6 protein-coding genes are annotated in these 8,032 nt (G+C 67.5%); 1 reads left to right on the top strand and 5 read right to left on the bottom strand.

All coding sequences use genetic code 11. From position 1 onward, the window contains the following. Positions 1 to 34: 34 nt before the first annotated feature. The 5 genes from CcI156_RS16745 to CcI156_RS16765 form a co-directional block, all read right to left on the bottom strand. Positions 35 to 2,113: a protein meaA gene (locus CcI156_RS16745; RefSeq protein WP_076806736.1), complete on the bottom strand. Its 2,079-nt coding sequence runs from the start codon at positions 2,111 to 2,113 to the stop codon at positions 35 to 37. A gap of 1 nt (position 2,114) precedes the next feature. After that, the gene (locus CcI156_RS16750) at positions 2,115 to 2,624 is read right to left on the bottom strand and encodes a MaoC family dehydratase (protein WP_076806739.1); all 510 of its coding nucleotides are present in this window, start codon (positions 2,622 to 2,624) and stop codon (positions 2,115 to 2,117) included. Positions 2,625 to 2,681: 57 nt separating this feature from the next. Then, on the bottom strand, positions 2,682 to 3,881 hold the full coding sequence (locus CcI156_RS16755) for an acyl-CoA dehydrogenase family protein (RefSeq protein ID WP_011436584.1): 1,200 nt from the start codon (positions 3,879 to 3,881) through the stop codon (positions 2,682 to 2,684). 125 nt (positions 3,882 to 4,006) lie between these two features. Further along, positions 4,007 to 4,957, bottom strand: coding sequence for a CoA ester lyase (locus tag CcI156_RS16760; protein WP_076806750.1), 951 nt, complete (start codon positions 4,955 to 4,957; stop codon positions 4,007 to 4,009). 361 nt (positions 4,958 to 5,318) lie between these two features. After that, positions 5,319 to 6,854 (bottom strand): AMP-binding protein, encoded by a 1,536-nt coding sequence (locus CcI156_RS16765; protein ID WP_076806741.1) that lies wholly within the window; start codon positions 6,852 to 6,854, stop codon positions 5,319 to 5,321. A gap of 638 nt (positions 6,855 to 7,492) precedes the next feature. Here CcI156_RS16765 and CcI156_RS16770 point away from each other — a divergent pair. Further along, positions 7,493 to 8,032 (top strand): LacI family DNA-binding transcriptional regulator (locus tag CcI156_RS16770; RefSeq protein WP_139341530.1); only part of this gene is annotated, 540 nt, incomplete at its 3' end.

Raw genomic sequence — 8,032 nt, forward strand, 5'->3', positions numbered from 1 at the left:
AATCGAGCTCGGTGATCGAGCTCACTGATCGAGCTCACTGATCGAGCTTGTTGGCGGCCCGTACGACGTCGAGGATGCCCCGGATGATGGCGGTGAGCTCGTAGTCCTTGGGYGTGAACACCGCGGCCACCCCGAGTCGGGCGAGCTCGTCCGCGTCCGCCGCGGGGATGATGCCGCCCACGATGACGGGGATCTCACCCGCCCCGGCCGCCCCCAGCCCCGTCAGCACCTGGGGCACCAGGTCGAGATGGGAACCGGAGAGCACCGACAGCCCGACGACGTGYACGTCCTCCTCGACGGCCCCGGCCACGATCTGCGCCGGCGTCAGCCGGATCCCCTGGTAGACGACCTCGAAACCGGCGTCACGGGCCCGCAGCGCGATCTGCTCGGCGCCGTTGGAATGCCCGTCGAGACCGGGCTTACCGACCAGCATCTTCACCGGACGGCCCAGCTCGGACCCCGTGCGCGCCACCCGGGCCCGCAGCTCGTCGAGGGCGGCCCCGCCACCACCGGCGACGGTGGCCTCGCCGACCCCCGTCGGTGCCCGGTACTCCCCGAACACCTCCCGCAGCGTGTCCCCCCACTCCCCCGTCGTGACCCCGGCCCGGGCGCAGGCCAGCGTGGCGGGAACCAGGTTCGCGTCCGTCCCGGCCGCCGTCCGCAGGCCGAGCAGCGCCTCCGTCACCGCCCGGTCGTCGCGGGCGGCCCGCCAGGCCGCCAGCTCCGCGCGGGTCGCCTCCTCCAGCGCCGGATCGACCGTCTGGATCGCGGCGGAAAGATCGGCGAGCAGCGGATTCGGCTCGGTCTCGGTGAACCGGTTCACCCCGACGACAACATCCTCACCGCTCTCGATGCGAGCCCGCCGCGCCGCCTGGGACGTCACCAGCTGCGACTTCATATAGCCGCTCTCGACCGCGGCGACGGCGCCCCMCATCTCCTGAACCCGGTCGATCTCCGCCCTGGCCGCGGCCACGAGCTGATCGACCCGCTTCTCCACCACGACCGAACCGGCGAACAGATCGTCATACTCCAGCAGATCGGTCTCATGAGCGAGGATCTGCTGAATGCGCAGCGACCACTGCTGGTCCCACGGCCGGGGCAGGCCCAGCGCCTCGTTCCAGGCCGGCAGCTGCAACGCCCGACACCGCGCGTCCTTCGACAGGGTTACCCCCAGCGCCTCCAGCACAATTCGGATGATGTTGTTCTCCGGCTGGGCCTCGGTCAGCCCCAGCGAGTTGACCTGCACCCMGTACCGGAACCGGCGCTGCGCYGGCTCCCGAACCCCGTACCGGGAGGTCAGCAGCTCATCCCACAACGCCGTGAACGCCCGCATCTTGCACATCTCCTCCACGAAACGCTCTCCGGCGTTGACGAAGAAGGAGATMCGACCACACACCTCACCCATCCACTCCGAATCCGCCCGCTCCAGCTCCCCGCGGTCCGCGCCAGCCCGGACCGCGCCAGCCCGGACCGCGTCAGCCCGGCCCACCGGGATCCCCCGCGCGGCGGCCACGGCATCGAGCACCGCGATCGCCGTGCACATGGAATAGGCCAGTTCCTGAACCGGCGTGGCCCCGGCCTCCTGCAGGTGATAACTGCAGATGTTGATCGGGTTCCAGCGGGGCAACTCGGCCACCGTGTAGGCGATCAGGTCGGTGATCAGGCGCAGCGACGGACCCGGCGGGAAGACATAGGTCCCCCGCGACAGATACTCCTTGATGATGTCGTTCTGGGTCGTCCCGGCCAGCTCCGCCGGATCGGCCCCCTGCTCCTCCGCGACCACCTGGTACAACGCCAGCAGCCACATCGCGGTGGCGTTGATCGTCATCGACGTGTTCATCCGCGCCAGCGGAATCCCGTCGAACAACCGCCGCATGTCACCGAGATGCGCGATCGGCACCCCTACCCTGCCCACCTCGCCACGGGCAAGGGCGTGATCGGGGTCATAGCCCGTCTGCGTGGGCAGATCGAACGCCACCGACAACCCGGTCTGCCCCTTGGCCAGATTGCGCCGATACAGCGCGTTACTCTCGGCCGGGCTCGAATGCCCGGCATAGGTGCGGATGATCCACGGACGGTCCCGCTTCGGCTCCGCCCGGCCCGCGCCCGCCATCTCAGCCTTCCGTCCGGGGTTCCGGCCGGCCAGGCTGCTCGCCGCCGCGTGCCTCGCCGTAGGCCCGCTTGGGCACCATGACCTTGCGGCGGTAGATGCAGACAAGGACGCCGTCCTGGTTGTAACCGCGGGTTTCGACGGTGACGATCCCGCGGTCGTCCTTGCTCTTCGACTCGACCTTGTCCAGGACGGTGGACTCGCCGTAGATCGTGTCACCGTGGAACACCGGCTTCACGTGCCGTAGCGACTCGACTTCCAGGTTGGCGATCGCCTTCCCGGATACGTCGGCCACCGACATTCCCAGCAGCAGGGAGTAAACGTAGTTCCCGACGACGACGTTCCGTTTGAACTGAGTGGTCTCCTCGGCGAAATGAGAGTCCAGGTGCAACGGRTGATGGTTCATCGTGAGCAGGCAGAAGAGATGGTCGTCGTACTCGGTGACCGTCTTGCCCGGCCAGTGCTTGTAAACCGCACCTACCTCGAACTCCTCGAAGTAACGCCCGAACTRCATTTGGAACTCCCTCACCTGATCACAGCATACTCAACTCGTCAGAGACGCACCGGCCCCTCAGCCCGGAAGCTGGTACTCCTTCAGCAATGCCCGGCTGATGATGCGCTTCTGTACCTCGGAGGTCCCCTCTCCGATGAGCATGAAGGGGGCCTCCCGGTACAGGCGCTCGATCTCGTACTCCTTGGAGTAGCCGTAGCCGCCGTGGATCCGGAAAGCCTCGGTCGTCACCTCGTGGCAGTACTCGCTGGCAAGGTACTTGGCCATCCCGGCCTCGACGTCGTTGCGCTGCCCGTCGTCCTTCCTGCGGGCGGCGCTGACCATCATCAGATGCCCGGCCTCCACCTTGGTCGCCATCTCGGCGAGCTTGAACGCGATGGCCTGATGCTCCGCGATGGGCCGGCCGAACGTCCGCCGCTGCTGAGCGTAGGCGATACCCARCTCAAACGCCCGGATCATGATCCCGCAGGCCCGCGCGGCGACGTTGACCCGGCCGACCTCCACGCCGTCCATCATCTGGTAGAAGCCCTGGCCCCGGCCGGCCTCGCCGCCGAGGATCGCCGACGCGGGCACCCGATGGTCGGCCAGCACCATCTCGGTGGTCTCGACCCCCTTGTACCCGAGTTTCTCCAGCTTTCCCGGGATGGTGATCCCGCCGTGTGTCCGGAACCCAGGTTCCTTCTCCAGGAGAAACGTCGTCATGTTCCGGTAGACCGACTGGGCACCCTCGTCGGTCTTGACCAGGGTGGCGACGACGCCGGCGCGGGCGCCGTTCGTCAGCCACATCTTCTGGCCGTTGAGCACGTATTCATCGCCGTCCCGGTCGGCCCGGGTGGTGATCGCGGAAACGTCGGAGCCACAGCCCGGTTCGCTCATCGAGAACGCCCCGCGGAGCTCGCCGGTGGCCATGACCGGGAGCAGCCGCCGTTTCTGCTCCTCCGAGCCGTGCTGGAGGATCAGGTAGGCGACGATGAAGTGGGTGTTGATGACCCCGGAGACACTCATCCAGCCGCGGGCGATCTCCTCCACGACGAGCGCGTAGGTCAGCAGGGACTCGCCGAGCCCGCCGTACTCCTCCGGGATGGTGATGCCGAACAGGCCCATCTCCTTCATCGCCTCGATGATGTCCTCGGGATACTCATCCCGATGCTCGAGGTCGTTCGCATGGGGAAGAATCTCCTTGTCGACGAAGGTCCGTACCGCYGCAAGGATGTCCCGCTGCACTTCGGTCAGACCGTCGGTCTGCGCGATCCTGCCCATGTTCCGCTCCTGTCGCTGCCCCCGATGCCTGAGGGGAGAGCAGAAACGCACTCAGGCAGCGGGATGGTTTCATCATGGCCACGCGCCGGGTGCCGGCGCGCCGATCCGCCCCGACTCGGACGGATTCAGCCGACCGGTGGTTCGAACTTCACCGTACGCTGCATCCCCGCGGCGCGGCCCTTGCCCGCGACGACCTCGGCCATCTTCCGGCTCGCCTCGTCGATCATCTCGTCGCCGAGCATCACCGCACCGGTCAGACCGCCCGCGGCCGAGGTGTGCCAGGCATAGGCCTCCAGGATCAGCTCGGCATGGTCATAGTCGGCCTGCCGGGGCGCGTAGATCTCGTTGGCCGCCTCGATCTGGCCCGGGTGCAGCACCCACTTGCCGTCGAACCCGAGCGCCGCGGACCTGCCCRCCACCGCCCGGAATCCGTCCACATCACGGATCTGCAGAAACGGCCCGTCGATCRCCTGCACCCCGCGGGCGCGCGCGGCCTCGAGAATCTTGAACAGCACGTAGTGAAATGGGTCACCCGGATAGTCCGGACTGAGTGCTCCCACCACCAGCGACGGCATGTTCACCGACGCCATGAAATCCGCCGGGCCGAAGATGATCGTCTCGATCCGCGGGCTCGCGAACGCGATCTCCTTGACGTTCGACAGCCCCAGCGCATTCTCGATCTGCGCCTCGATCCCGATCCGGCCCACCTCGAACCCCATGACCTTCTCGATCTGGGTGAGCAGCAGGTCCAGCCACGCCACCTGCTCCGCMGACTGCACCTTCGGCAGCATCACGCAGTCCAGGTTCGCCCCCGCGCCCTCCACTACCTCGATCACGTCGCGGTAGGTCCAGCGCGTGGTCAGGTCGTTGACCCGCACCACCCGGGTCTTCCCCGCCCAGGCGCCCTCGTTCAGCGCCGCGACCACGTTCGCCCGCGCCGACTCCTTCGCGCCAGGAGCGACCGAGTCCTCCAGGTCACAGAACACCTGATCGGYCGGCAACCCCTGGGCCTTGCCCAGCATCTTCGGCGACGAGCCGGGAACGGCCAGACACGACCGGCGCGAACGCAGCGACACCACTACCCCACATCTCTCACAGGCCGGATTTCGATGAACGGACGAACACCCGGCGGACAGGGACATCGACGCGGAACCGAGGCTTCGTCCTCCGTCCGCGCGACCCCCGCACCCCCATACCAAGGGTCTCCACCTGTCGCAACCGCCCGATCACAGGAATCGCCCGGTAGCCCGATATTAGCCCATCCGATAATCTTGAATTGTGCATCTAGGTTTTATCACAGTCCCCCGCACCGGGCATCCGATTCACACTCACCATACGCACCACATTCGTCACTCTATGTAGAGTACCGGTAAGGTGCCGGATCGGTCGGCGCGGTGCCTCGGGTGCCGTCCACGGGACGGATCCGCTCCGGTCGGATCAGTCGACCTGGCGCTCGTGGCCCTCCCAGTACGGGGCGCGCAGCTTGAACTTCTGCAGCTTGCCGGTGGCGGTGCGGGCAAGCTGGTCGCGGAACTCCACCGAGGTGGGCGCCTTGTAGGAGGCGAGCCGCTCCTTGCAGTGCTTGATCAGCTCCGCCTCGGTCGCCGTCCGGCCCTCGGCGAGCACGACCAGCGCTTTGATCGCCTCACCCCACTTCTCGTCGGGCACGCCGATCACCGCGACCTCGGCCACTGCCGGGTGGCCGAACAGGCAGTCCTCGACCTGGATCGACGAGACGTTCTCACCGCCGGTAATGATCACATCCTTCTTGCGGTCACTGATCGTCAGGTAGCCCTCGTCGTCGATCACGCCGCCGTCACCGGTGTGGAACCAGCCGCCCGCCAGGGCCCCGGCCGACTCCTGCGGCCGCTCCCAGTAGCCCGCCAAGATCACGTTGGAGCGAGCCAGCACCTCACCGGAGTCTGAGAGCTTGAGCGTGACACCCAGAGCGGGCGCACCCGCACGGACGAGCTTGCCCGCGCGATCCTCGGGCGGCAGGTCGTCCCACTCCACGCGGGAACGGTTGATCGTGAGCAGCGGCGAGGTCTCGGTGAGGCCGTAAATCTGGATGAACTCCCAGCCGAGCTCCTCCTCGACCCGTTGGATCGTCTTGGTGGGCGGCGGAGCACCCGCGCAGATGACCCGCACGCGGTCGCGGCCGGGGACCTCGCCGTCCCAGTCCCGGACGGCGTCGAGCACGGCGTTGACCACAGCCGGCGCGGCGCACATCACGGTGACGCCGTGCTGCTCCACGCGGCGCAGGATCTCCGGGCCGTCGATCTTGCGCAGCACCACCTGCTGGACGCCGAGACCGGTCATGCCGAACGGCATGCCCCAGCCATTGGCGTGGAACATCGGCAGCGTGTGCAGGTAGACGTCGCGATCGGTGACACCGGCGTGCAGCGCGAAGGTGACCGCGTTGACCCAGATGTTGCGGTGGKTGATCTGCACGCCCTTGGGGCGCGCGGTCGTACCGCTGGTGTAGTTGACCGTGGCGGTGGCGTTCTCATCCGGCTCCCACGGCGTGGGCTCGGCGTCGAAGCGGTAGAGCTCGGCGTCACTCTCGGCGCCCAGCACGAACTTCTGCTTCGCGGTCACGCCGGAGAGCTTCTCCTCCAGCTCGGGGTCGATGAGCAGCACCTCGKAGCCGGAGTGCTCGACGATGTAGCTGACCTCCTCCGGCGAGAGACGGAAGTTCACCGGGACGAGCACCCGGCCGTACCCGCTGACACCGAAGAACGACGCGAGCAGGCGGGCACTGTTATGCGACACGATCGCGACGCGCTCACCGTGGCCCACGCCTAAGGCGTCCAGGCCCGCCGCCTGCGCACGGGCGGTCTCACCCAGGCGGGCGTAGGTCAGGTCCGGCCACGGCTGGGCGGGCTGGTCCGGTTCGTCCACGACACCGACACGTCTGCCATACACCGTGACCGCTCGATCAAGGAAATCACGTGYGCCGAAAGGCACCAACATCGCTGGCCTCCAGGGGTCTGTGGGGGGTGCTGTCGAACCTCACCTGTCGAATCGAGTGTGATCCAAAGTGTAGGCACGGTAAACGGCGAGGGCTTGTACGCCGGTGACAGGCGCTTGCACCCGCACGCCACACGACGTCGACGCGGGCCTGGTCAGGCCGCCGCCGTTGCCGTCGAACCGCTCGCGGTGTGGCTACGCCGGGTGGTTCGTGAGAAACAGGTTCGTTGGGAACAACTGTTTGCCATGTTCGCCTAGGCAGCCTTGCGTGTTTCAGGCGGCGCAGTTGTCCGGACAAGCCGCGCGAGCATTGTGCTGGACAGGCCCGGTGCGCCCGCGCACCGGGTCGTCCGCGAGTACTACATCGACAACCTGCTACGGCCGAGAGCTGTCCCCGACCGGTAGCCAACCGCACCCGTGTGAGTGTCTCACCCGAACCTTGGCAGGCATGGCGAGCTGACCCCCCATGTACGGACCCGGAAGAAGTCCCCGAAGATCAACGGTTTCGTGAACGCTTGCGCACGTTGAGGTAGGCTCGCTTGCAAACGCTGTAGGGCCGGGCGCCTGACGGATTGGCCGCCTGGTGGATTGGCCGCCTGATGGGTTCCGGCGGGAGGTCGGGCGCTGAGGAGGAATCCGGGATGGGCGGCAGCATCGAGGAGGTGGCMGCGTTGGCGGGCGTCTCCACGGCGACGGTGTCGCGGGCGTTGCGTGGACTACCCTACGTCGCCGAAAGCACCCGACGACGGGTGCGGGAGGCTGCCGCGCAGCTGGAGTACGTGGCGTCGCCGCAGGCGTCCCGGCTGGCCAGCGGGCACACGCGCACGATCGGGGTGATCGCGGATCTGACCGGCTGGGTTTTCCTCCAGGTCCTCAGGGGGGCCGAGGCGGTGCTGCGGGAGGCCGGGCTGGATCTGTTGCTGTACAACCCCGGGGACGACTCGGGCCCCTTCGATGCGCTGCCGCTGCGTAAGCGGGTCGATGCGGTACTCGTCCCGTGTCCACCTCTCACGCTGATGGAGATGCGCTCCCTACAAGCGCTTAACATACCAGGTGTTCTGGTCGGCGCGAGCGTGCCCGGTTTCCCCAGCGTGCGGGTCGATGACGTCGGCGGTGCCCGTACGGCGGTGCAGCACCTGATCAATCTGGGTCATCGGCGGATCGGGCTGATCTCGGGTGAG

Origin of the sequence: Frankia sp. CcI156 (assembly GCF_001983015.1) — a bacterium.
Taxonomy (GTDB): Bacteria; Actinomycetota; Actinomycetes; order Frankiales; family Frankiaceae; genus Frankia; species Frankia casuarinae.